The organism is Mycobacterium paraffinicum, from assembly GCF_025822865.1.
Taxonomy (GTDB): domain Bacteria; phylum Actinomycetota; class Actinomycetes; order Mycobacteriales; family Mycobacteriaceae; genus Mycobacterium; species Mycobacterium paraffinicum.
In genome coordinates this window covers 150487-173256 of the sequence record NZ_JACKUR010000025.1, presented here as the reverse complement: position 1 = coordinate 173256, position 22770 = coordinate 150487, and the positions used below count along the sequence as shown (strand labels likewise).

The following is a 22770-nucleotide window of genomic DNA, read 5'->3' as shown; positions in this document are numbered from 1 at the left end:
CCCGGGCGGACCAGCCGCCGGTGGGATGACCGTGGCCGTCATCCACACCCCCGGCGCGAACGACTCGCGCCCTAGGTCCGCTCGGCGCGGACCGCCTGCGCTCGCGCCATCAGCGGGCCACCGCCGGGCAGCGCACCCACGACCGCGCGGGCCAACCGATCGCGCCCGCGGACGTCGTCCGTCCTAGCCTGGCCCGCCTGCAGGTGGCGCCAGCCCAGGCCCGCCCACGACGCCGCGACGGCGGCGTCGGTCACCCCGCCGCGGGCCCGGCGCCGATCGACCACCGCCAGGCCGAGAGCGGTGATCGAGTGCACCGTGTCGACCCAGACGCCGGCAGCCAGCACCTCCGGGCCGGGGTTGACGCCCGACAACAGCGCCTGGGTGAGGTGACGCGCGCCCAGGATCCGGGTGACGACGAGCGCCTTGCGGTCGACCCGCACCCCGTGGATGTGGTTCAGCACCTCTGACGGGGCGGCCAGCAGCACGGTGCCCCATCCCGCGCGCAGGACCTCGATGAAACGAATCTTCATGGCGTACAGGGTGCCCGGCGCGCAAACGGCCCAACCCGCTCGATGAAACGGTCGAAGAAGGCCGCCGCGTCCACGTCGATCCCGATCAGCGCATTCGGTTCCCGGCGCCCCGACCAGTCGGTCACCGTCATGGCGCGGGTCAGGGTGCCCGTCAGTTCGATGTCGACCGTCGCGGGCCGGGTGGTGACCAGCCCGGGGGCCAGCGCCACGGCGGCGGCCAGCGGATCGTGCAGATGTGCCTGATATCCGTGGCCGATGTCGTGGTAAGCCTCCAGGTAGAACCGCATCGCGTCCTCGATCACCCGGATCAACGGGTTGGACGCCGTCGACCGGGTGCCGGGCTCGTCGTCCGCGCTCATCGGCGTGGCCGTCGATCCCGCGGCGTCCGCCAACCTGGCGAGGTGATCGGGCGTCATCGCCACCTTGCGGGTCAGGTCCAGGCCGCACAGGATCGGAAGGCGCTCTTGGCCAACGGTTTCGGTGTCCCAGGCCGCCAGCACCTCGGCCGCGGCCTCGGGGTCCACGCTGATGTTCCATTCGGCCACCGCGGTGGTGTTGCCCCGGTGATCGTAGGAACCGCCCATGATGACCAGGCGACGCAGCAGCGTCGGCAGCGCCGGTTCGGCGCGCAGCGCCAGCGCCAGATTGGTCAGCGGGCCGGTCGCCACGCCGATGAGCTCACCGGGAAAGGTGTGCGCGGCGCGCACCCAGGCGGTCGCCGAGTCGTGGTCGGTGAGGCGGCGATCGGTGGACGGCAGGTCGGCATAGCCCAATCCCCTGGGGCCGTGAACCTTTGAGGGCAGGCGCATCGGCCCGGTCAGGGTCTCGTCGGAGCCCTTGGAGACCGGCACCCCGGTGACGCCGCACAGCTCGAGCAGACCCAGGTTGTTCTCGCAAACCTGCTGCACCGCAACGTTTCCCCCGGTGGAGGCGATGCCGACCACATCAGCGTCCGGGCTGGCGAACAGGTACATCAACGCCAGCGCGTCGTCGACGCCGGTGTCGACGTCGACGAAAACGGGGGCCACCGCCGCAACGATACCGACGCTTACGGCCAGGTCGAGGCGAAGGTGACCACCAGGACGTCACGCTGCGCCGGGCCCGATCCGTCGATGGGCCGGATCGGGGAGACGCCGTGCAGCGTGCGGCGGTCGTCGCCCAGCAGCAGCGTGCCGGGCTCGGCCAGCGTCGTCGCCAGCAACGGCCGGCCGTCGAGGTCGCACACCGTGCTCTCGCCGCCGATGGCGTTGCGCCGTCCGACCAGCAGCGAGGTGACCAGCGTGACGCCGTCGCGGTGCATGCCCTCTGGCGTCGGATGCGCGCCCTCGTCCGTCGACGACCGGGTACGGAACGGATGCACCTTGACGTTCCAGTCCGCCACATCGTCGAGCGCCGCGGCCACCCGGGCCAGCAGGCCGATCAGCTTGTGCAACAAGGGGTCCCCGGCGAACGCGTCGCTCAGCGGCTCGAAGTCGCGGTCCCTGCCGATGTAGAGGGGGTTGGATTCCTCCGGCTGCACGAACGTACTCCTGGGCATCGGGTGCAGCAGGCCATCGCGAAACGAGTACCGGCCGTAGCGGCGCAGCCGCTGCACGCCCAGCTCCGCCGCGTAGGGGTCGGGGGCCAGATGCCGCCAGTGCCGGGCGAACCGGGTCCACTCTTCGCGGCCCGCGCCCAGGCTTCGGGTCATATCGAACGAGGACATCACCGCGGCGCCCGTCGTGGCGACCTGCCGGGCCGCGGCGGCCACCGGGTCGGCGTCGGCCCGCTTCTCGGAAAGAGTCCGCGTCATCGCGCCGGAATACCGCAATCGGATGCGCCTGAAACGCGCTGACCTACCAATGCACCCCGGGCACCAGGCGGACCAAGCGCTTGACTCCTCGCGGCGTCCGGATGCCGCGGGTGACGCCCCGCGCTGGGCGCCTCGGTTTGCGCGGGGAGGCCGCCGCCGGTTCGGTGGTCAAGCCGCGGGCGGCGGCCGAGTCGGGGTAACCCAGATAGAGCTGGTGCAGGATGCGCCGCGACGTCCGCGGCGCGAAGTAATTGCCGACCTCGGCCAGCGTGCCCAGCGGGGTGTCGATGCGCGCCGGCTTTTCCACCAGGCCGCGCACCACCATGGCGGCGGCGCGTTCCGGGCTGATCGCGGGCACCGGGTTGAGCCGGTGCGACGGCGCGATCATCGGCGTACGAACCAGTGGCATATGGATATTGGTGAAGGTGATGTGGTCGGACAGCGTCTCCGAGCCGACCACGTCGGCGAACGCGTCGAGCGCCGCCTTGGTGGGCAGGTACGAGCTGTACTTGGGGTTGCGCGCCTGCACGCCGGCGCTGGAGACGTTGACTACGTGACCGAAGCGGCGCTCGCGCCAGTGCGGCAGCAGCGCCAGCACCATCCGCACCGCACCGAAGTAGTTGACCGCCATCACTCGTTCGTAGTCATGCAGCCGGTCGGTGGAGTTCACCACCGAGCGGCGGATCGACCGGCCGGCGTTGTTGACCAGGTAGTCGACGTGGCCGAACCGCCCCAGGATGTCCTTGATGGTGTGCTCGACCGAGGTGGAATCGGTGACGTCGCAGGTGAAGGCGTGGGCGTCACCGCCGCCCGCGCGGATCCCGGCGACCAGCTCGTCCAGCGCCTCGGCGTTGCGGGCCAGCGCGAACACCGTCGCCCCGCGCTCGGCGACCGCGATCGCCGCCGCCCGGCCGATGCCACTGGACGCGCCGGTGATGATGACGTGCCGGCCGCGCAGCGGTCCCTTCGGATCGTCGCGGCGCGCCCGGTCCGGGTCGAGGTGCTCGGCCCAGTACCGCCACAGCCGGGGCGCGTAGCTGGAGAACTCGGGCACGTCGATGCCGGTGCCGCGCAACGCTTTCCGGGTCTGGTCGCTGACGAAGGTGGGCTTGAGGTCGACCAGGTCGAAGACCTCGGCCGGGATACCGAGTTGGGTGGCCGCCATGTTGCGCAGCACCCTGGCCCGCCCGCGCACCTTGAGCACCGGGGCGGCCACCGAGCCGGGCAGCGACCCGCGCGCCGGCGGAAGCCCGGCCGCCCTGGCAACGCCGCGGTAAATGCCGCGCAGCCCAACGGTTTTCGGGGCGGTCAGGTGGAAGGTGCGGCCGTCGGCGCCCTCGGAGTGCATCAGCGCGACGAGCGCGTCGACGACATAGTCGACCGGCACGATGTTCGTGCGGCCGGTGTCGGGCAGCAGGATGGGCGTCAACGAGGGCAACAGCGCCAGCTTGGCCAGGACGCCGAAGAAGTAGTACGGCCCGTCGATCTTGTCCATCTCGCCGGTGCGCGAGTCGCCCACCACCACCGCCGGGCGGTAGATCCGATAGCGCAGCCCGGGCGCCGACCGCACCAGCAGCTCGGCTTCGAACTTGGTCTGGTGGTAGGGGGTCGGGAGTTGCTGGCCGACGTCGAAGTCGTCCTCGGTGTACTCGCCGCGGAAGTCGCCGGCCACGGCGATCGAGGACACGTGGTGCAGGGTCGCGCCCAGCCGCTGCGCCAGCTCGATGACGGCGCGGGTGCCTTCGACGTTGGTGGCCCGCTGCTCGTCCTCTCCCGCGGTGATGTCGTAGATGGCCGCGCAGTGCACGACGTGATCGACGCGGCCCAGCTCGGCGAGGGTCTCGTCGGTCAGCTCCAGCTCCGGCAGCCCCGCGACCAGTGCTTTCGCCCGCTCACCCCACTCGGCGGCGAGCCGTTCGAAGCTGCCCAGCGATTGCCGCCGGACCAGCACCCACACCTGCGCATCGGGCCGCGTTTCCAGCAGGCGGTCGACGACGCGGCGACCAATAAACCCGGTACCGCCGGTAACGACATAACGCATGGAGCCATCGTGGCGGCTGGTGACCACCCACGTCAACCGGTCAACCGGTATCAGCTGTGGAAGTCCCGGATGCCGTCCCACTCCACCAGGGTCCAGCCGGTCATCGGGTTCCCGGTGATCACCACGCGCCCGGTGTTGGGCAGCGGGTGGCTGGTCAGCAACGTGTCCTTGGCGTTCTTCGTATTCATCAGCGTCCAGTACTCGATGGCGAATTTGTGCGAGAACACCACCGGATTGTGCTGGCCACTGTTGTAGACCTTCTGGATGGCCGCGGTGAACCCGTCGTTGAACTGCTTGCCGCTGACCGACCCCGGGATGCTGTCTTGCATGTCGCCCCTGAGCCAGTCCGCCGGCGCCAACAGGTAGGTCGCGTTCTCCTGCGCGATCGGTTTGCCGTCGAACCAGCCGGCGTTGATCTCCTGGATGCCTTGCAGCACCTCGACCTGCTTGCCCAGCTCGGAGGCCAGCGGCGCTGCGGTCTGCTGAGTTCTGACCATGGTGGAGGCGTAGATGCCGTCGTAGTCCTTGCGGCCCGCTTGGTGGGCGATCTGTTGGGCCTGCCCCTGACCCTCGGGCGTCAGGCCGGGGCCCGGCACCGAGGTGTCGATGATCCCGCTGGCGTTGGATTCGGACTGGGCGTGCCGGATGAACGTCACCGTGATGCTGCGCGCCTGGGGCGATCCGCCGCAGGCACCGACAATGAGGACCGCGGTGAACGCCGCGACCGCCTTCGAGACATTCCGGACCAAGCTGCGCTTCGGCATGTCGATAGCCTGCCCTGCCGACGGCATCGGTGGGAAGGGTTTGCGATGGTTAGGTGGAGAAATACTGGCGAAGGAGACTCAGATGGCGATTGACCCGAGTGCTGTCGGCGCGGTGACCGAACCGATGCTGTTCGAATGGACCGACCGGGACACCCTGCTGTACGCCCTCGGGGTCGGCGCCGGCCTCGACGACCTGTCGTTCACCACCGAGAACAGCCACGGCATCGACCAGCAGGTGCTGCCCACGTACGCGGTGATCTGCTGCCCGGCGTTCGGGGCGGCCGGCAAGGTCGGAACTTTCAACTGGGCCATGCTGTTACACGGCTCGCAGGAAATCCGGCTGCACGCGCCGCTGCCACCCGCGGGGAAGCTGTCGGTGGTCACCGAGGTCGCCGACATCCAGGACAAGGGCGAGGGCAAGAACGCGATCCTGGTGTTGCGCGGCCGGGGCACGGACCCCGGCTCGGAGAAGCTGATCGCCGAGACGCTCACCACCCTGGTGATCCGGGGTGAGGGCGGGTTCGGCGGCATGCCGGGTCAGCGGCCGGTGGCCCCGGAGATCCCCGACCGCGAGCCCGACGCGCGGGTCGCGCTGCCCACCCGGGAGGACCAGGCGCTGATCTACCGGCTCTCCGGTGACCGCAACCCCCTGCACAGCGACCCGTGGTTCGCTCGCGAGATGGCCGGCTTCCCCAAGCCGATCCTGCACGGGCTGTGCAGCTACGGGGTGACGGGTCGCGCGCTGCTCGCCGAGCTGGGGGGCGGGGTCGCGGCCAACATCACCTCGATTGCGGCGCGATTCACCTCGCCGGTGTTTCCCGGCGAGACGCTGACCACGCTGATCTGGCGCACCGAGCCGGGCAAGGCGGTGTTTCGCACCGAGGCGTCCGGCGCCGAGGGTGTCGGCACGCGGGTGGTGCTCGACGACGGCGCGGTGGAGTACGTGCAGGCCTAGCGGGACAGCTCGCGCGCCAGCCGGGCGGTGAACTCGCTGGCACGCGCGGGGCTGTCCAGCGCGAACTCCGCCGCGGTGGCGCGATCGCCGTCGTCGTTGTGCCGCACCAGGATGGGCACACCGCCGTCGTGGATCGCGTCGAACGCGTCCTCATCGGTGATGTCGTCGCCGAGATAGACCGGCGTGAGCGGGCTCGACTCCGTCCCGGTCAGGTGGTCGAGCACCCAGCGCAGCGTTTTCCCCTTGTCCCAGTCCAGGTCCGGTCGCAACTCGATGACTTCGCGGCCGGTGGTCACCCGCAGCTCGTCGCGCCGGCCCGCCGCGCGCACCGCGGCCGCCACCTCGCCGACGCGGTCGCGGCCGGCATTGCGGTAGTGCACCGCGACCCCAAAGCGCTTGTGCTCCACCATCACGCCCGGGATGGAGCCCAGGCGCTCCCGCAATTCGCCCGCCGCACGCTCCAGCACCGGTATGGCCGCCGCGGCGGCGTCGTTCTGGTGGTGCGTGCCGTCGGGTGCGGTCAGCTCGAAGCCGTGGCTGCCGGCATACCAAATGCCTTGCACGCCAACCCGATTCGTCACGTCGGCCAGATCGCGCCCGGACAGCACCGCGACCGGGCACTGGTGGGCCAGCTGGCGCAGCGCCTCGGTGGCGCCGTCGACCGGGATGGCCGCATCCGGATCGTTGACGATCTCGGACAGCGTGCCGTCGAAGTCGAAGAAGACGGCCGGTCGCCGCGCGGCCAGGTCGTCGAGGGCCGTCAGCGCGTCGGGCAGCTGTGACATCCGGCGGTCCCCGGTGCGCACGGTCACCTCGCGGAGGTCGGCGACGACCGCATCGGCGCCCGCGTCCCGCAGCGCGCCGCCATTCCCTCGGTCGACACCGATGACCAACGCGAATCCGCCGGCGCGCGCCGCGTCGACGCCCGCTTCGTCGGCGGTGACGACGACGCACCGGCCGGGAAGCACGCGCAGCCGGCGGGCCGCTTCCACCGGGTCGTCGGTAAAGGTCGCGGTGCCGACCCCGATCCCGCGCAGCTGCCCGTCCAGGGTGGGGTCGAGCGCGTCGAACAGCACCGCGTCATGGCGGCGCGGGTCGATGACGACCGATCCCGGCTCTGGCATGAGCCAACCTTCTCACGATGGTCAGCCCGAACGGGAGTGGGTCAGTGCCGCGCGTGCCGCGGCGCGGGTGGGCACGCGCCGCGACCGGGTAACGCGCGCGGCGACGGCTTGCGGCGGCGATCGCCGAACAGCAGCACCGAGTCCTGGCTGAGCGCCACGAGCCGCGCCATGCCCAGTTCGATGCCGGCGGCCAATTGCTTGACGTCAAACGCGGCGCCGGGCTCGGCGGTGATGCCGAATACGAGTTCGTCGCCGTAGCTCAGCACCGCGACCCCGGTGCTCGACTGGACGTCGGTCGGCGGGATGGGCAGCAAGCGCTCCATCGTCTGGCCCATGAGGCGCAGCCGGTGGCGGGGCCCGGGCACATTGGTCGCCAGCGTGACGATGGCGCGCTGCGGCAGTCGCGTCAGCAACCCGATGACGCCGTCCCGCAGCACCGCTGGCAAGGAATTGAGCACCGACCCGACGATGCCCCCGGACCGCGGAGTGCCCGTTTCCTTGTCGTTCCACCTGCTCTGCACGGTCCGCAAGCGCTGCACCGGGTCGTCGCCGTCGACCGGCAGATACGGCGAGCGGATCGGCGTCGGCACCAGGGCACGCAGCGAGTCCGCCCGTGGCTCCTCGCCGCGCCCGAGCAGCACCGTCCGGAAGCCCTCGCTGGTGGCGGCCAGCGCGACGTCGTTGACGGCCACACCGAACTTGCGGCAGACGCGGTCGACGTCGGCGATCGGGATACGCACGGTGGCATAGCGCCGCGCAGTGGCGACCCGGGCGTGCGCCTGCAGCACGGGCCACACCGCGCCGAGGGCGGCACCGGTCGCGGTCCAGGACGCGCGCCACAGCACATCGGGCCAGCCCGGTCGCAAGACCGGTTGCCGCGGGGCCGGTTGGGCCGCAGGGTCATTGGCAAAGGCAGCGACATCGGCGTCGTCGCACAGCCTGGTGAGCAGCTGAGCGGGCGAGTCGCCACCCAGGAGGCGGTGATGCGTTTTCATCAGGATCGCCCACCGGTCGCCCTTGAGGCCCTCGATCACCCAGCACTCCCACGGCGGACGATCCGGGCCCAGGGGGCGCTCGAGGGCGTGCGCGATGGCCCGGGACAGCTCGGCTTCGTCACCCGGGCGGGGAATCGCCATTCGGTGCACGTGGCGGGCGAGGTCGAATTCCGGGCAGTCGACCCATTCCTGGTGCAGCGGGTGGGCGCGCAGCAATTGCGTGCAGCGCGGTATCAACCGAATACGTTCCGCCAGAAGCCTTTTGAGGCGCTGAAAGTCGGGTGCGCCGCCGTCGACGATGGCCACCGCGCCGGTTGCGAGGCCGGAGTGCTGGTCGGGGTCTTGAGCCGTCAGGAACGCCGCATCCAGTGCCCTCACCTGCGCCATGCTCGCCCCCGCGGTCGATTTTTGCCCTCGTACCAGTGTCTGCCCCGGGTGTGTGCCCGGGCTAGGCCCTTGGCGTTAAGACCTTGTTTAGGAGTTGAAGATCGGTTTAACAACGGTTGTCCCGACCGGAGGCAATTCGAACAAACATTCGATAGACTGCGGTTGTGGGCTGGCATGGGTTGGTTTAATGGCCCGCCGAGCTGGGCGGAAATGGAGCGGGTGCTCGACGGCAAGCCGCGCCATGCCGGCGTGCCGGTGGTACCCGGGGAGGACGCCCCCCTGTCGCCCAAGCGTGGAATCTACCGGCCGCCGGACGACACCCGAGCAGCCCGCTCGTCCGTTGCATATGCCGAGCTGCACGCACATTCGGCGTTCAGCTTCCTCGACGGGGCCAGCACGCCGGAGGAGCTGGTCGAGGAGGCCGCCCGGCTGGGGTTGCGTGCGCTGGCGCTGACCGACCACGACGGCCTGTACGGGGCGGTGCGGTTCGCCGAAGCGGCCGCCGAACTCGAGCTGCGCACCGTGTTCGGCGCCGAGCTGTCCCTGGGGCCAGGGGCCCGCACCGAGACGCCGGACCCGCCCGGCCCGCACCTGCTGGTGCTGGCCCGTGGCCCGGAGGGTTACCGGCGGCTGTCGCGGCAGCTGGCCGCGGCGCACCTGGCCGGCGGGGAGAAGGGCAAGCCCCGCTACGACTTGGGCGCGCTGACCGAGGCCGCCGGCGGGCACTGGCACATCCTGACCGGTTGTCGCAAAGGCCATGTTCGCCAAGCCCTGTCGCAAGGCCCGGACGCGGCAGGGCGCGCGCTGGCCGACCTGGTGGACCGGTTCGGCGCGGACCGGGTCAGCATCGAGTTGGCCCACCACGGCCACCCGCTCGACGACGAACGCAACGCGGCGCTGGCCGCGCTGGCACCGCGCTTCGGCGTCGGCGTCGTCGCCACCACGGGGGCGCATTTCGCGGGGCCGTCGCGGCGCCGGCTGGCCATGGCGATGGGCGCGATCCGGGCGCGGCAGTCCCTGGACGCCGCCGCCGGGTGGCTGGCCCCGCTGGGCGGCTCGCACCTGCGGTCCGGTGAGGAGATGGCCCGGCTGTTCGGGCATATGCCTTTTGGGGGGGCCGAAGCGGTGACCGCCGCCGCCGAGCTCGGCGAACAGTGCGCGTTCGGGCTGGCGTTGATCGCGCCGCAGCTCCCGCCGTTCGACGTGCCCGCCGGACATACCGAGGACAGCTGGCTGCGGCAGTTGACCATGGCAGGGGCGCGGGACCGCTACGGGCTCCCCGATGCCGCGCCGCGCGCCTACTCCCAGATCGAGCACGAACTGAAAGTCATTGCACAGCTGACATTTCCGGGTTACTTCCTGGTGGTGCACGACATCGCCCGGTTCTGCCGGGAGAACAACATCCTGTGTCAGGGCAGGGGATCGGCGGCCAATTCCGCGGTCTGTTATGCCCTGGGCGTCACAGCGGTGGATCCGGTGGCCAACGAGCTGTTGTTCGAGCGGTTTCTATCGCCCGCCCGGGACGGGCCGCCCGACATCGACATGGATATCGAGTCGGACGAGCGCGAAAAGGTCATCCAGTACGTCTACGACAAATACGGCCGCGACTACGCCGCCCAGGTCGCCAACGTCATCACCTACCGGGGCCGGATCGCCGTGCGCGACATGGCCCGCGCCCTCGGCTTCTCACAGGGACAGCAGGACGCGTGGAGCAAGCAGATCAGCCACTGGAACGGCCTGGCGGACTCGCCCGACATAGAAGGCATCCCCGAGCCGGTGGTCGATCTTGCGAACCAGATCCGGAACCTGCCGCGGCACATGGGCATTCATTCCGGCGGCATGGTGATCTGTGACCGCCCGATCGCTGACGTGTGCCCGGTGGAGTGGGCACGCATGGAGAACCGCAGTGTCCTGCAGTGGGACAAAGACGACTGTGCGGCAATCGGTTTGGTGAAGTTCGACCTGCTAGGGCTGGGCATGCTCTCGGCGCTGCACTACGCCATCGACCTGGTGGCCGAGCACAAGGGGATCGAGGTGGACCTGGCCAAACTCGACCTCTCCGAGCCGGCGGTGTACGAGATGCTGGCCCGCGCCGATTCCGTCGGTGTGTTTCAGGTGGAGTCGCGGGCGCAGATGGCCACCCTGCCGCGGCTGCGGCCGCGGATCTTCTACGACCTGGTGGTGGAGGTGGCGCTGATCCGTCCCGGACCCATCCAGGGCGGGTCGGTGCACCCCTACATCCGGCGGCGCAACGGCCTCGACCCGGTCACCTACGACCACCCGTCTATGGAGCCGGCGCTGCGAAAGACGCTGGGGGTGCCGCTGTTTCAGGAGCAATTGATGCAGCTGGCGGTCGACTGCGCCGGCTTTTCCGCCGCCGAGGCCGACCAGCTGCGGCGCGCGATGGGTTCCAAGCGTTCGACCGAACGCATGCGACGGCTGCGCGGCCGGTTCTACGACGGCATGCGCGCGCTGCACGGCGCCCCGGACGAGGTGATCGACCGGACTTACGAAAAGCTGGAGGCCTTCGCCAATTTCGGCTTCCCGGAAAGCCACGCGCTGTCCTTCGCGTCGCTGGTGTTCTACTCGTCGTGGTTCAAGCTGCACCACCCGGCGGCGTTCTGCGCGGCGCTGCTGCGCGCGCAACCGATGGGCTTCTATTCGCCGCAGTCGCTGGTGGCCGACGCGCGCAGGCACGGCGTGACGGTGCACGGCCCGGACGTCAACGCCAGCCTGGCGCACGCCACACTCGAGAACGGCGGGACCCAGGTCCGGCTGGGGCTCGGCGCGGTGCGCCACATCGGCGACGACCTCGCCGAGCGGCTGGTCGAGGAGCGAAAAGCCAACGGCGCGTTCGCGTCTCTGCTGGACCTGACCACGCGGTTGCAATTGAGCGTGCCGCAGACCGAGGCGCTGGCCACGGCCGGGGCGCTGGGCTGCTTTTCCATGTCGCGGCGCGAGGCGCTGTGGGCGGCCGGGGCGGCCGCCACCCAGCGCCCGGACCGGTTGCCCGGTGTGGGCTCGTCGTCGCACGTCCCGGCGTTGCCCGGGATGAGTGAGCTGGAACTGGCCGCCGCGGACGTGTGGGCCACCGGCGTCTCCCCGGACAGCTATCCGACGCAGTTCCTGCGGGCGGACCTGGACGCGATGGGCGTGGTTCCCGCCGGGAAGCTGCTCGACGTGCCCGACGGCGACCGGGTGCTGATCGCCGGCGCTGTGACCCACCGGCAGCGGCCCGGCACGGCCCAGGGGGTGACGTTCCTCAACCTCGAGGACGAGACCGGGATGGTCAACGTGCTGTGTACGCCGGCGGTGTGGGCGCGGCACCGCAAGCTGGCCAACACGGCGCCGGCGATGCTGGTGCGCGGCCAGGTCCAAAACGCCAGCGGCGCCGTCACCGTCGTCGCCGAGCGGCTGGGCAGCATCACCCTGGCCGTCGGCTCGAAGTCCCGCGACTTCCGGTGAGCCTTGGCGTCTTGCGTTCGCGCCTCTAGAACGAATAAATCCCGTGAACGCTGACGAACATGCCGTGACCGGTGCGGTCGTTGGTGAACCGGGTGCCATGATCCGTCGGCAGCAACGTCCAGCCCTGCAGGTGATACGTCTCGCCGTAATGCAGCACGATATCGCGATCAGGGTCGCCGACCATGCCAACGCCCAGGTATTGCAACTTGCCCGTGTCGTCCACCTGGGCCGCGTTGTTGCCGAACCCTACTGGCAATTCCAAGGTTTGGCTCACGCATAGAACTTCGTGCGTTCCGATGGAACACCGCGTCCTTCCGGACTCGGTGTGCACATACAGGTAGTCTTCGGCACTCGCGGGCACGCCGGATGCCGTAGCGAGCGCGAGCGTCACCGTCACTGCCGCGGCCCAAATAAACGGACTACCAAGCATTCTCATCTTCTTCATCCTTCGGCTGCTAGCTGACCCGGTTGCGCCGGTACTGGCATAGGTTCGCCGGTCTGCTTGACCAGCCGTCCGTGGATCCATTTGTCCACGCCGCCCCACTGTTGGTCCCAGTTGTAGTGCAGCGTCCAGTCATTGGTGCGGCTGTAAAAGTAGGTTCCCGCGAACACATTGCCCTGCAGGCTGCCGTCCGGATTCACAGTGCCCCAGAGGTATTCATCGTGATACTGCTCGCAAAAGCCCCACGGGGTGTAGCTCATCTTGCCGTGGAACTCGTTGAAAACGACGCTGGTGACCTCCAGGGCCGCGGTGCCCTTGGAGCCGTCGTAACACTGCGCATCTCCGAGCCACTTCCCGGGCAGGCCTTTGTCGCCGGTGGGCATCGCGTGGCTCGGCGTCCGGGACGCCCACCCCACGGCCACCACGATGAACACGACCAGCGCGAGCACACCGATGCGCTCGACCGCAGTAGCGTTGCCGCCCAATCGGTTCCGAGAACCCCCGCAATGCGCATGAACGCACGCACCCACGGATCGGTTGCCTGCCGGCATCAAAATCGCCCCCCTCATCACATGGGTGTCATGCACAAACTGCTGTTCGGGACGACTATCGCCGCATATCACGGGCCTGACGTAGGGCCGTTGGTCACAGACGCTTCGGCCATCGGTCCCGATTCGTCGAGCGCAAGGGCACCCCTGATGGTGGCGTCGGTAGTCTGAAAAGCATGACCCTCAACTTGTCCGTCGACGAAGTCCTCACCACCACCCGCTCGGTCCGCAAACGTCTCGACTTCGACAAGCCGGTCGGCCGCGAGGTACTGATGGAATGCCTCGACCTGGCGCTGCAGGCCCCCACAGGATCCAATTCGCAGGGCTGGCAATGGGTGTTCGTCGAGGACGCGGAGAAGAAGAAGGCGATCGGCGACGTGTATCTGGCCAACGCCCGCGGCTACCTCAGCGCGCCTGCTCCGCAATACGGCGAGGGGGATACCCGCGGCGAGCGGATGGACAAGGTCCGCAATTCCGCGACCTACCTCGCCGAGCACATGCACGAGGCGCCGGTGTTGTTGATCCCCTGCATCGAAGGCCGCGACGACAAGTCGCCGTTGGGTGGGGTGTCGTTCTGGGCCTCGCTGTTCCCGGCGGTCTGGAGTTTCTGCCTGGCGTTGCGCTCCCGCGGGCTGGGCTCGTGCTGGACGACGTTGCACCTACTGCGCGACGGCGAGCAGCAGGTGGCCGACGTGCTGGGCATTCCCTACGACAAGTACAGCCAGGGCGGATTGTTCCCGATCGCCTACACCAAGGGCACCGACTTCCGCCCCGCCAAGCGGTTGCCCGCCGAGCGGGTCACGCATTGGGACGCTTGGTAATCAGGTCTGAAGCGGCCACACCTCGACGACTCCGTGCGCGACCGCGCAGGGCGTTTGACTCACCCGCTCGATCGCCGCGTCGAGATCGTCTGCCTCCAACACCGCGAACCCCGCGATCGGCATCGCCGATCGGAGGAAGGGGCCCTGCTCGATCCGCACCCCCGCGCCGTCCGGGTTGCGCACCTGCACGGGGTCTCCGGCCCGGGCGACGAGCGCGCCGGACGCGCTGATTTCGTCGTCGCGGGCATGCGCGGCCCGTCTGCGGTCGTCGCTCAACCGGTGGTATCCGGCTTCTTCGCCGTAACCGATCGTGATGAAGGTTGCCATGTCACTACTGACTCGCGCCGCGCCCGGAACTCATCGCTTAAGCGCCCCGTCATAGCCGTGCTGCCGCCAGGCCTCGTACACGGCGACGGCCGCGGCGTTGGACAGGTTCAACGAGCGGCGGCCGGCCAGCATGGGGATCCGCACCTGCTCGGTGATGTGCGCGTCGGCCAGGGTCGCCGCGTCCAGCCCGGTGGGTTCGGGCCCGAACATCAGCACGTCGCCCGCCCGGTAGCGGACGTCGGCGAACGAGGTGGGCGCGTGCGAGGTGAACGCGATCACCCGGGCCGGCGCAAGCGCCTCCCAGGCGGCCTCGAGTGAGGAATGAACGGTGACCGACGCGAGGTCGTGATAGTCCAGTCCCGCCCGCCGCACCTTCGGTTCGGACAGGTCGAAGCCCATCGGCTCGACGAGATGCAATTCGCAGCCCGTCGCCGCCGCGGTCCGGATCGCGTTGCCCGTATTGGGGGCGATGCGCGGGGAGTAGAACATCAGCTTGAACACAACGCGATAATGGTCGCATGGTCGAGCAGAGCATCTGGATGCAGAAAGTCGCTGCCGATCCCGGACATTCGCAGTGGTACATCGAGCGGTTCCGCGCCATGGCCCGCGCCGGTGACGACCTGGCCGGCGAGGCCCGCTTCGTTGACGCGATGGCGCCAAGGGGCGCCCGGATCCTCGACGCGGGTTGCGGCCCCGGCCGGCTGGGCGGTTACCTGGCCGCCGCCGGTCACCACGTCGTCGGCGTCGACGTCGATCCGGCGCTCATCGAAGCGGCCGAGCAGGATCATCCCGGCCCGCGCTGGCTCGTCGGCGACCTCGCCGAACTGGACCTGCCCGCCCGCGGCATCGCCGAGCCGTTCGACGTGATCGTGTCCGCCGGCAACGTCATGACGTTTCTCGCCCCGAGCACCCGGGGGCGGGTGCTGGGCCGGCTGCGCGCCCACCTCAAGGGCGACGGCCGGGCGGCGATCGGCTTCGGCGCCGGCCGCGATTACGCGTTCGCCGCCTTCCTCGACGACGCGGCGGCCGCCGGTTTCGCGCCGGATCTGCTGCTGTCCACCTGGGACCTGCGGCCGTTCACCGATGAGTCGGATTTCCTCGTCGCGGTCCTCCGCCCGGCATAGCCTGCCGGCGCGCGGGTTTGCCAGAATCGTCCGCCCGTGCGCGGGCGCACCTTGGAGGGACCTGTCTGCTCAGTAACGATTCTGGTGACCTGGGCCGCGGGCTGTCATACTCGTCGGATTGCCACGTTGACGCGCTCGCGCCCATCTGGCGTGGTACGGGTGGATAAAGCAGGAAGTCTCATGAGCCTCTCGATTTCTCGGGCGCTGACCATCAGCGCAGCGGCCGCTCGCACGGCCGTGGCGACGTGACCATGTTCGCCCGCCCGGCCAACCCGGCCGAGGCGGCCGCCTCCGAGTCTCCACAGCCGCTTGCCACCGACCCGGTGCCGGACAACCGGCCGCCGACCTGGTCGCTGAGCAACTGGCCGGTCCGGTGGAAAGTGCTGGCGATTGTGCTGGTCCCGCTGGTGCTGGCGACGGTGTTCGGGGTGCTGCGCATCGAGGGCGCGATGGCGAACGCGGGCGGTCTGCGCCTTGCCGCCGCCCGCGCCGACGTGGTCCCGGTGGTCACCAAATACATGTCCGCCCTGGACGTCGCCCTGATGGCGGGCAGCACCGGGCGCGACGTGGAGGGGGCCAAGAAGAACTTCGAGGCGCGCAAGTACGAGTTGGACACGCGCCTGAACGACACCGACGTGAGCGCCGAAGTGCGGTCGGGCGTGAACAATCTGCTCGACGGCGGTCAGATGCTGGTGAACAAGGCGTCCGACAACGGCCTCGGTTTGCGGGAGCGGGTGACCCTCTATGCGCCCATCCTGCTGACCGCGGAGGACGTCATCAACGCGTCGGTACGCGTCGACGACGAGAAGATCCGCGCGCGGACCGAGGGGCTGAGCCGGGCGGTCGGGGCGCGCGGGCAGATGACGATGCAGAAGATCCTCGTCACCCGGGGCGCCGAGCTGCCCGAGCCGCAACTGCGAACCTCGATGATCACCCTGGCCGGGACCGAGCCGTCGACCCTGTTCGGGATGAGTGAGGTGCTCGGCGCCGGATCGCCGGAAGCCAAGACGCTGCAGCAGCAGCTGGTGGCCCGGATGGCGATCATGTCCGATCCGCCCAGCGTGCTCGTCGACAACGCCGACCTGCTGCGTTCGATCCAGGCCACCGACGACATCGCCGAGCAGGTCATCAAGGACGCCACCGCATCGGTGACCAAGTCGGTGCACGCGCAGGCCGACGACAAGCGCAACGCCGCGATCCTGGACACCATCCTGGTGCTGGCCGCGATCGTCATCGCGCTGGTCGTCGTGTTGCTGGTGGCGCGTGCGCTGGTGCGGCCGCTGCGCATCCTGCGCGACGGCGCCCTCAAGGTGGCCCACACCGACCTGGAGGAGGAGATCGCCCGGGTCAAGGCGGGCGGCGCCGAGCCGACGCCACAACCGCTGCCGGTGTACACCACCGAGGAGATCGGCCAGGTCGCCCACGCGGTGGACGAACTGCACACCCAGGCTCTGCTGCTGGCCGGCGACGAGGCGCGGTTGCGACTGCTGGTCAACGACATGTTCGAGACCATGTCGCGGCGCAGCCGGTCGCTGGTCGACCAGCAGCTGTCGCTCATCGACCGGCTGGAGCGCAACGAGGAGGACCCCGAACGCCTGGACAGCCTGTTCCGGCTGGACCACCTCGCCGCCCGGCTGCGCCGCAACAGCGCCAACCTGCTGGTGCTCGCCGGCGCGCAGCTTGCCCGCGACCAGCGCGACCCGGTGCCGCTGTCGACGGTGCTCAACGCCGCGGTGTCCGAGGTCGAGGACTACCGCCGCGTCGAAATCGCCGGACTGCCCGACAACAGCACGCTGATCGGCGCGGCCGCCGGCGGCGCCATCCATCTGTTCGCGGAGCTGATCGACAACGCCCTGCGTTACTCACCGCCCTCGACGCCCGTGCGGGTCTCGGCGGCCCGCGGCGGGGACGGCGGAGTCGTGGTGCGGATCGCCGACTCCGGCCTGGGCATGAACGACACCGATCGCCGCATGGCGAACATGCGGCTGCAAGCCGGGGGCGAGGTCAGCCCCGACAACGCCCGCCACATGGGGCTTTTCGTGGTCGGCCGCATCGCGGCCCGGCACGGCATCCGGGTGGGGCTGCGCGGCCCGGCGGCCAACGAGACGGGCTCCGGCACCACCGCGGAGATCTACCTGCCGCCGACCATCCTCGAGGGCGCGGCCCGGCCCGTCCGAGCCACGCGGATCCGGGCGGTTTCGTCCCCCAGCGCACAACTCGCCGCGCCGGCCGAGGAACGCAGGCCCGAGCCGGCGATCCAGCACGCCGCCGAGGACCCCGTACCGCCGGTCACGCTGCTGCCGCGCCGCAACCCCGGTTCCAGCGGCATCACCGAGGTGCCCGCCGACGAGCAGCAGCCCCAGCGGCACCGGCGCGAACTTCCCACCCCGTGGTGGGAGAGCGGCACCCCGGCGGAGCCGGATCCCAAACCCGCGCCGGCGCGGACGGCGTCGGACACGTCGGCGTTCTTCGCCGCGCGGTCGCGGGAGGCCGACAAGCCGCCGGCTCCCATCCCGAGCGCGCCGGGCCCGTCGATTCCGGCCGCCCCCAAGAGCGACAGCACCCCGGCCGACGACGACGTGATCTACCGGCGGATGCTCTCGGAGATGCTCGGCGACCCCCACGACCTGGTCAACAGTCCCGACCTGGACTGGCAGTCGGTGTGGGACCGCGGTTGGACGCTGGCCGCGGCGGCCGAGGACAAGCCCGTCGAATCGCGCACCGCCGAGCACGGCCTGCCGGTGCGCACGCCCGGCGCCCGGCTGGTGCCCGGGACGGCCAACGGGACGGGCCTGCCCGACGAGGACCAGCCGGCCGAGGAAGGCCAAGCAACCAACGGCGGCACCCACTCCGCCCGCGAGCCGCAGCACGCCGCGGCGGCGCGCGATCCCGAGGCGGTTCGCGCCTCGTTCAGTAACCACTTCGGCGGCGTGCGCACCGGCCGGTCGCACGCGCGCGACACGACTCAAGGGCCCGATCAGGAATGACTTCACCTGACAATTCGCTGGACTGGCTGGTGACGCGGTTCGCGCGCGAGGTTCCCGGTGTGGCGCACGCCTTGCTGGTCTCCGTCGACGGGCTGCCCCTCGCCGCCAGCGAGCATCTCCCCCGCGAGCGCGCCGACCAGCTGGCCGCGGTGGCTTCGGGTTTGGCCAGCCTCGCGACCGGCGCCGCGCAGCTGTTCGAGGGCGGCCAGGTGCTGCAGTCGGTGGTTGAGATGCAACACGGTTACCTGCTGTTGATGCGCGTCGGCGACGGCTCGCATCTGGCCACGCTGGCCGCCACGTCGTGTGACATCGGTCAAATCGGCTACGAGATGGCCATCCTGGTCGAGCGGGTCGGGGGCGTGGTGCAGTCCACCCGCCGGTCTGGCGTCTCGTGAGCCGCGATGGACGAACGCGAACCCCGGCCGGGCGCACGTAGAGGGAATCTGGTCCGCCCGTACACCCTGACCTCCGGACGGACCGGCACCGACGTCGACCTTCCCGTGGAAGCGCCGATTCAGACGCTGCAGGCCGGCCTGGCTTATCGGTGGCCGCCCGACGACGCGAAAGGCAAGATCATCCAACTCTGCGTGGGCAGTCCGTCGGTCGCGGAGATCTCCGCCCGGCTGGATTTGCCGCTCGGCGTCACGCGCGTCCTGGTCGGTGATCTGGTTTTGTCCGGCTACCTTCGGGTGCATAGGACGTTGTCCGAGCGTTCGACCAGAGATGAGCGCCACGAACTGATAGGAAGGACGCTGCGTGGCCTTAAGGCACTCTGAGGCGCACCCCGAGATGTACGCCGACTCCGCCCACGCCTCCACGAAGATCGTCATCGCGGGCGGGTTCGGTGCCGGCAAGACGACGTTCGTCGGGGCGGTGTCGGAGATCATGCCGTTGCGCACCGAGGCGATGCTCACCGACGCCTCGACCGCCGTCGACGCGCTGGAGGCCACGCCGGACAAGCGGACCACCACCGTCGCGATGGACTTCGGCCGGATCACGCTGGACGAGGACCTCGTGCTCTACCTGTTCGGCACGCCGGGGCAGCGCCGGTTCTGGTTCATGTGGGACGACCTGGTTCGCGGCGCCATCGGGGCGATCGTGCTGGTGGATTGCCGGCGCCTGGAGGACAGCTTCGCCGCGGTCGACTTCTTCGAGCACCGCAACCTGCCGTTCCTGGTCGCGGTCAACGAGTTCGATGGCGCGCCGCGCTACCCCGTCGCGGAGGTGCGCGAGGCGCTCACCTTGCCCGCGCACATCCCGATGATCACCGTCGACGCCCGGGATCGCCGGTCGGCGACCGATGCGCTGATCGCGGTCAGCGAATACGCCCTGGCCAGCCTGACGGCCAGTTGAGCACACGGGGGGTTGATCGTCACTTCGAAGGCCACGACTTCACCGACGAGGACCTCAGCCGGTGGCAGACCGAACGGGTCGTGTTCGACGAGTGCAACTTCAGCGGCGCCAACCTGGCCGAGTCGCAGCACCGCGGGTCGGCGTTCCGCAATTGCACGTTCCGGCGAACTTCGTTGTGGCACAGCGAGTTCGCGCAGTGCAGCATGCTGGGCTCGATCTTCGTGCAGTGCCGGATGCGGCCGATCGCCTTCGACGAGGTCGACTTCACGCTCGCGGTGCTCGGCGGTAACGACCTGCGCGGCGTCGACCTGAGCGGCTGCCGGCTGCGGGAGGCCAGCCTGGTGGAGGCGGATCTGCGCCAGGCGGTGTTGCGCGGCGCCGACCTGTCCGGCGCGCGGACGACGGGTGCCCGGCTGGACGACGCCGACCTGCGCGGCGCAACCGTGGATGCCTCGTTGTGGCGAACCGCGTCGCTGGCGGGCGCCCGCGTCGACGTGGGCCAGGCGGTGGCCTTCGCGGCGGCTCAGGGCCTGCGCCTCGACGGCTGATCGGCTCAGTGCTTGAGCCGGATGCGCCAGCGCACCAGCGCGGCGTAGCCGACCGACAACGCCGCGAGCATGCCCATGTCGAACAGCCAGGCGCCCGACGTGTGCCGGAAGTGGCTGTCCCGCGGGCTCTGCGGGCCGGGCGCCACCGTCCACAGGTCGACCGTCGACGCCTGCGCGGCGTACCCCCACCGCGAGGGCACCGCCCAGGACAGCTGGTCGAGGAAGATCCGGTTGGTGACGGGCACCATCCCGCCGGACAGCACCATCTGCCCCATCAGCGATACCACCAGCAGCGGCATGATCTGCTCGTTGGAGCGCGCCAGCGCCGACAGCAGCAGGCCCAGCATCGCGGCGGCCACGCACGTCGCCGCTACGGCGACGAACAGCTCGAGGGTCGCATTGCCCAGCAGCACGGCCGGCCGCTTCGGGGTGCCCTTGCCGGCCACCACGATGGCGGTCGCGATGGCCGCCTGGATGACGGCGAACACGCAGAACACCGCGATCTTGGCCAGCAGGTAGGCCGTCGTCGACAGGCCGACCGCCTGCTCGCGCCGGAAGATCGGGCGCTCGCCGATGAGGTCGCGGATCGTCAGCGCGGTGCCCATGAACGCCGCCGCCATGGTGAGCAGCGTCAGGATCGTCCCGGCCTCGCCTGCCGAATCGCTCGTCGGGTCGGCGTAGCCGAAACCGGTGTGGCCGGGAACGGTCAGCGACAGCGCACCCATCACGAACGGCAGCAGCGCCAGGAACACGAAGTAGGCGCGGTCGGAGATCACCAGACGAATCTGGCGGCGCGCGATGGTGGAGAACTGGTGCCGCATGCTGGTGCGCGGCGGGACGCCGAGGTCGGCCGGCGCCTCCGTCTCCGCGGGCGGCGGGGGTTTGTTCTGCGCCAGGAAGCGGCGATTGGCCTCGTCCGGGTCGGCGCCCACCTTCGCGAAAATCTGCGCCCAGTTGGTGGTCCCCATGACCGTCCCGATCTGGTCGGGCGGCCCCAGGAAGGCGGTCTTGCCGCCCGGCGCCATCAGCAGCACCTGGTCGCAGACGTCCAGGTAGGTCAGCGAGTGGGTGACCACCAGCACCACCCGGCCCGCGTCGGCCAGCTGGCGCAGCATCGTCATGACCTGCAGGTCCAGCGCCGGGTCCAGACCGGAAGTCGGCTCATCGAGGATCAGCAGCGACGGCCCGGTGAGCAGTTCGAGCGCCACCGAGGCGCGCTTGCGCTGCCCACCGGAAAGCTTGTCCACCCGGGTGTCCGCGTGCTGCGTCAGCCCCAGCTCGTCGAGCACCTGCGCGACGACCTCTTCGCGGTCGGCCTTGGTGGTGTCGGGCGGCAGCCGCAGCTCGGCCGCGTAGCCGAGGGCCTGGTTGACCGTGAGCTGGCGGTGCACGACGTCGTCCTGGGGGACCATCCCGATCCTGGTCCGCAGCGACGCGTACTCGGTGTGGATGTTGTGGCCCTCGAACGTGACCAGCCCGGAGGTCGGGGTGGCGTACCCGGCGATCAGCCGCGACAGCGTGGTCTTGCCGGCGCCGGACCCGCCGATGAGCGCGGTCAGCGTTCCCGGGCGGGCGGTCATGGAGATCTTGTCCAGCAGGTTCTTGCCGTTGACGCTGAAGTCGACGCCCCGCACCTCCAGTCCGCCGGTGCGCGCGGCCGCCTCCTGGCGGCGGACCAGGATGCCGCCGGAGAGCACCAGGTCGACGTTGCCGATGGTCACCACGTCGCCCTCGGACAGCACCGCGGACGCGGCCTTGACCCCGTTGACGAAGGTGCCGTTGCTGCTGTTGGCGTCGCGGATCTCGGGGCCCGCCGGCGTTGGCGTCAGGAACGCGTGGTGGCGCGACGCCAGCACGTCGTGGATGACGATGTCGTTGTCGAGGGCGCGACCGATCCAGGCCGCGCGCCCGGGCCGCTCGGTCCCCCGCTCGGAATCGGGACCCAGGTGCTTGACCCGCGTAGTCGGGAACTCCGCGACCTGACCGCTCACGCCGATCTGGGTCGGCTGATTGAGCTCCGGCGGCCCGCCGGTCTGCGGGACCGAGCGGGTCGCGGCGTCCGGCCGGACGATCGGTACGGCGGTGGTGCGGTGCGGACCCTCCCACGGGTGCGGGCGCGGCGACTGCGCCGGTGGTTGCCGCGGTGGCGCCGGCGGCCGCTGGCCGGCCGGCTGGGCACGCGCCGGCTGGGCGTCGCTGGGCGGCGAGATGACCGGGATCGACTCCGTGGTCGGCGGGAGCATGCCCACGGCCCCGGTGTGGTGGCCGATTTCGAACGTGATGCGAGGGCCGTCGGGTTTGCCGATGTTGACGGTCTGGCCGTCCTCGATGTCGACCAGCGGCACGCGCTGGCCGTTCACGTACACCCCGTTCAGCGAATTGTTGTCCAGCGCAATCCACTTGCCGCGATCGAAGCGCAGCAGCAGGTGCGAGCGGGCGACCAGTGGATGCGCGACCCGCAGATCCGCGCGCAGGTCGCTCCCGACGACCACGTCGCGGCCGGCCGCGAAGCTGCCCTTCGATCGGTCGGATCGAACAGTGAGGACGGGAGCCGCGGCTTGAGTCAT

Annotated in this window: 21 protein-coding genes; 9 read left to right on the top strand and 12 right to left on the bottom strand. The window is 70.1% G+C overall.

The annotated features are described in order from the left end of the window. Positions 1-71: 71 nt before the first annotated feature. Genes H7J89_RS15275 through H7J89_RS15255 form a run of 5 tightly spaced genes read right to left on the bottom strand, consistent with a single transcriptional unit; the run spans position 72 to position 5127 of the window. Positions 72-530, bottom strand: a complete 459-nt coding sequence (locus H7J89_RS15275; protein ID WP_264044516.1) for a hypothetical protein — start codon at positions 528-530, stop codon at positions 72-74. Next, on the bottom strand, positions 527-1558 hold the full coding sequence (locus tag H7J89_RS15270; RefSeq protein WP_264044515.1) for a nucleoside hydrolase: 1032 nt from the start codon (positions 1556-1558) through the stop codon (positions 527-529). The genes H7J89_RS15275 and H7J89_RS15270 overlap by 4 nt, the downstream gene beginning before the upstream one ends. Before the next feature lie 20 nt (positions 1559-1578). Continuing rightward, entirely contained in the window at positions 1579-2322 is a 744-nt protein-coding gene (locus tag H7J89_RS15265; protein WP_264044514.1) for a 2OG-Fe dioxygenase family protein, read from the bottom strand. Positions 2323-2365: 43 nt separating this feature from the next. Beyond that, a complete protein-coding gene (locus tag H7J89_RS15260; protein ID WP_264044513.1) occupies positions 2366-4363 on the bottom strand; it encodes an SDR family oxidoreductase in 1998 nt (665 codons plus the stop codon). Between the two features lie 50 nt (positions 4364-4413). Then, positions 4414-5127 carry a histidine phosphatase family protein gene (locus H7J89_RS15255; RefSeq protein WP_264044512.1) on the bottom strand — a complete coding sequence of 238 codons (714 nt, stop codon included), beginning with the start codon at positions 5125-5127 and terminating at the stop codon, positions 4414-4416. A gap of 82 nt (positions 5128-5209) precedes the next feature. On the opposite strand from H7J89_RS15255, the gene H7J89_RS15250 reads away from it, so the two are divergent. After that, a complete protein-coding gene (locus H7J89_RS15250) occupies positions 5210-6082 on the top strand; it encodes a MaoC family dehydratase (protein WP_264044511.1) in 873 nt (290 codons plus the stop codon). Here H7J89_RS15250 and otsB read toward each other — a convergent pair. Both otsB and H7J89_RS15240 read right to left on the bottom strand, forming a co-directional pair. Then, entirely contained in the window at positions 6079-7206 is a 1128-nt protein-coding gene (otsB, locus tag H7J89_RS15245) for a trehalose-phosphatase (protein WP_264044510.1), read from the bottom strand. The two genes, H7J89_RS15250 and otsB, sit on opposite strands and share 4 nt — an antisense overlap. A 41-nt stretch (positions 7207-7247) precedes the next feature. Further along, entirely contained in the window at positions 7248-8588 is a 1341-nt protein-coding gene (locus tag H7J89_RS15240) for a wax ester/triacylglycerol synthase domain-containing protein (RefSeq protein ID WP_264044509.1), read from the bottom strand. 174 nt (positions 8589-8762) lie between these two features. Here H7J89_RS15240 and H7J89_RS15235 point away from each other — a divergent pair, with 174 nt between their 5' ends. Then, a complete protein-coding gene (locus H7J89_RS15235) occupies positions 8763-12053 on the top strand; it encodes an error-prone DNA polymerase (protein ID WP_264044508.1) in 3291 nt (1096 codons plus the stop codon). 25 nt (positions 12054-12078) lie between these two features. Here the strand turns inward: H7J89_RS15235 and H7J89_RS15230 are convergent, their stop codons facing one another. Further along, complete coding sequence (locus H7J89_RS15230; RefSeq protein ID WP_264044507.1) at positions 12079-12498, bottom strand: hypothetical protein; 420 nt, start codon at positions 12496-12498, stop codon at positions 12079-12081. Beyond that, positions 12495-12980 (bottom strand): hypothetical protein, encoded by a 486-nt coding sequence (locus H7J89_RS15225; protein WP_264044506.1) that lies wholly within the window; start codon positions 12978-12980, stop codon positions 12495-12497. Before H7J89_RS15225 ends, H7J89_RS15230 begins: the two co-directional genes overlap by 4 nt. Before the next feature lie 239 nt (positions 12981-13219). Between H7J89_RS15225 and H7J89_RS15220 the strand changes: the two genes are divergently transcribed. Continuing rightward, a complete protein-coding gene (locus tag H7J89_RS15220; protein WP_264044505.1) occupies positions 13220-13864 on the top strand; it encodes a nitroreductase family protein in 645 nt (214 codons plus the stop codon). Here H7J89_RS15220 and H7J89_RS15215 read toward each other — a convergent pair whose 3' ends face one another. Together H7J89_RS15215 and H7J89_RS15210 are read right to left on the bottom strand one after the other, a co-directional pair. Next, positions 13865-14191 carry a YciI family protein gene (locus H7J89_RS15215; RefSeq protein WP_264044504.1) on the bottom strand — a complete coding sequence of 109 codons (327 nt, stop codon included), beginning with the start codon at positions 14189-14191 and terminating at the stop codon, positions 13865-13867. 30 nt (positions 14192-14221) lie between these two features. Beyond that, positions 14222-14692: a tRNA (cytidine(34)-2'-O)-methyltransferase gene (locus H7J89_RS15210; RefSeq protein WP_264044503.1), complete on the bottom strand. Its 471-nt coding sequence runs from the start codon at positions 14690-14692 to the stop codon at positions 14222-14224. A 17-nt stretch (positions 14693-14709) separates the two neighbouring features. On the opposite strand from H7J89_RS15210, the gene H7J89_RS15205 reads away from it, so the two are divergent. The 6 genes from H7J89_RS15205 (at position 14710) to H7J89_RS15180 (ending at position 20203) form a co-directional block, all read left to right on the top strand. Then, positions 14710-15315 carry a class I SAM-dependent methyltransferase gene (locus H7J89_RS15205; RefSeq protein WP_264044502.1) on the top strand — a complete coding sequence of 202 codons (606 nt, stop codon included), beginning with the start codon at positions 14710-14712 and terminating at the stop codon, positions 15313-15315. Positions 15316-15566: 251 nt separating this feature from the next. Continuing rightward, entirely contained in the window at positions 15567-18302 is a 2736-nt protein-coding gene (locus tag H7J89_RS15200; RefSeq protein ID WP_264044501.1) for a sensor histidine kinase, read from the top strand. After that, positions 18299-18697 carry a serine protease inhibitor gene (locus tag H7J89_RS15195; RefSeq protein ID WP_067949870.1) on the top strand — a complete coding sequence of 133 codons (399 nt, stop codon included), beginning with the start codon at positions 18299-18301 and terminating at the stop codon, positions 18695-18697. The genes H7J89_RS15200 and H7J89_RS15195 overlap by 4 nt, the downstream gene beginning before the upstream one ends. Before the next feature lie 6 nt (positions 18698-18703). Next, positions 18704-19078, top strand: coding sequence for a DUF742 domain-containing protein (locus tag H7J89_RS15190; RefSeq protein ID WP_067739957.1), 375 nt, complete (start codon positions 18704-18706; stop codon positions 19076-19078). After that, positions 19059-19655, top strand: coding sequence for a GTP-binding protein (locus H7J89_RS15185; protein ID WP_264044500.1), 597 nt, complete (start codon positions 19059-19061; stop codon positions 19653-19655). Before H7J89_RS15190 ends, H7J89_RS15185 begins: the two co-directional genes overlap by 20 nt. Then, positions 19652-20203 carry a pentapeptide repeat-containing protein gene (locus H7J89_RS15180; protein WP_264044499.1) on the top strand — a complete coding sequence of 184 codons (552 nt, stop codon included), beginning with the start codon at positions 19652-19654 and terminating at the stop codon, positions 20201-20203. Before H7J89_RS15185 ends, H7J89_RS15180 begins: the two co-directional genes overlap by 4 nt. Positions 20204-20208: 5 nt before the next feature. Here the strand turns inward: H7J89_RS15180 and H7J89_RS15175 are convergent, their stop codons facing one another. Beyond that, a complete protein-coding gene (locus H7J89_RS15175) occupies positions 20209-22770 on the bottom strand; it encodes an ATP-binding cassette domain-containing protein (protein WP_264044498.1) in 2562 nt (853 codons plus the stop codon).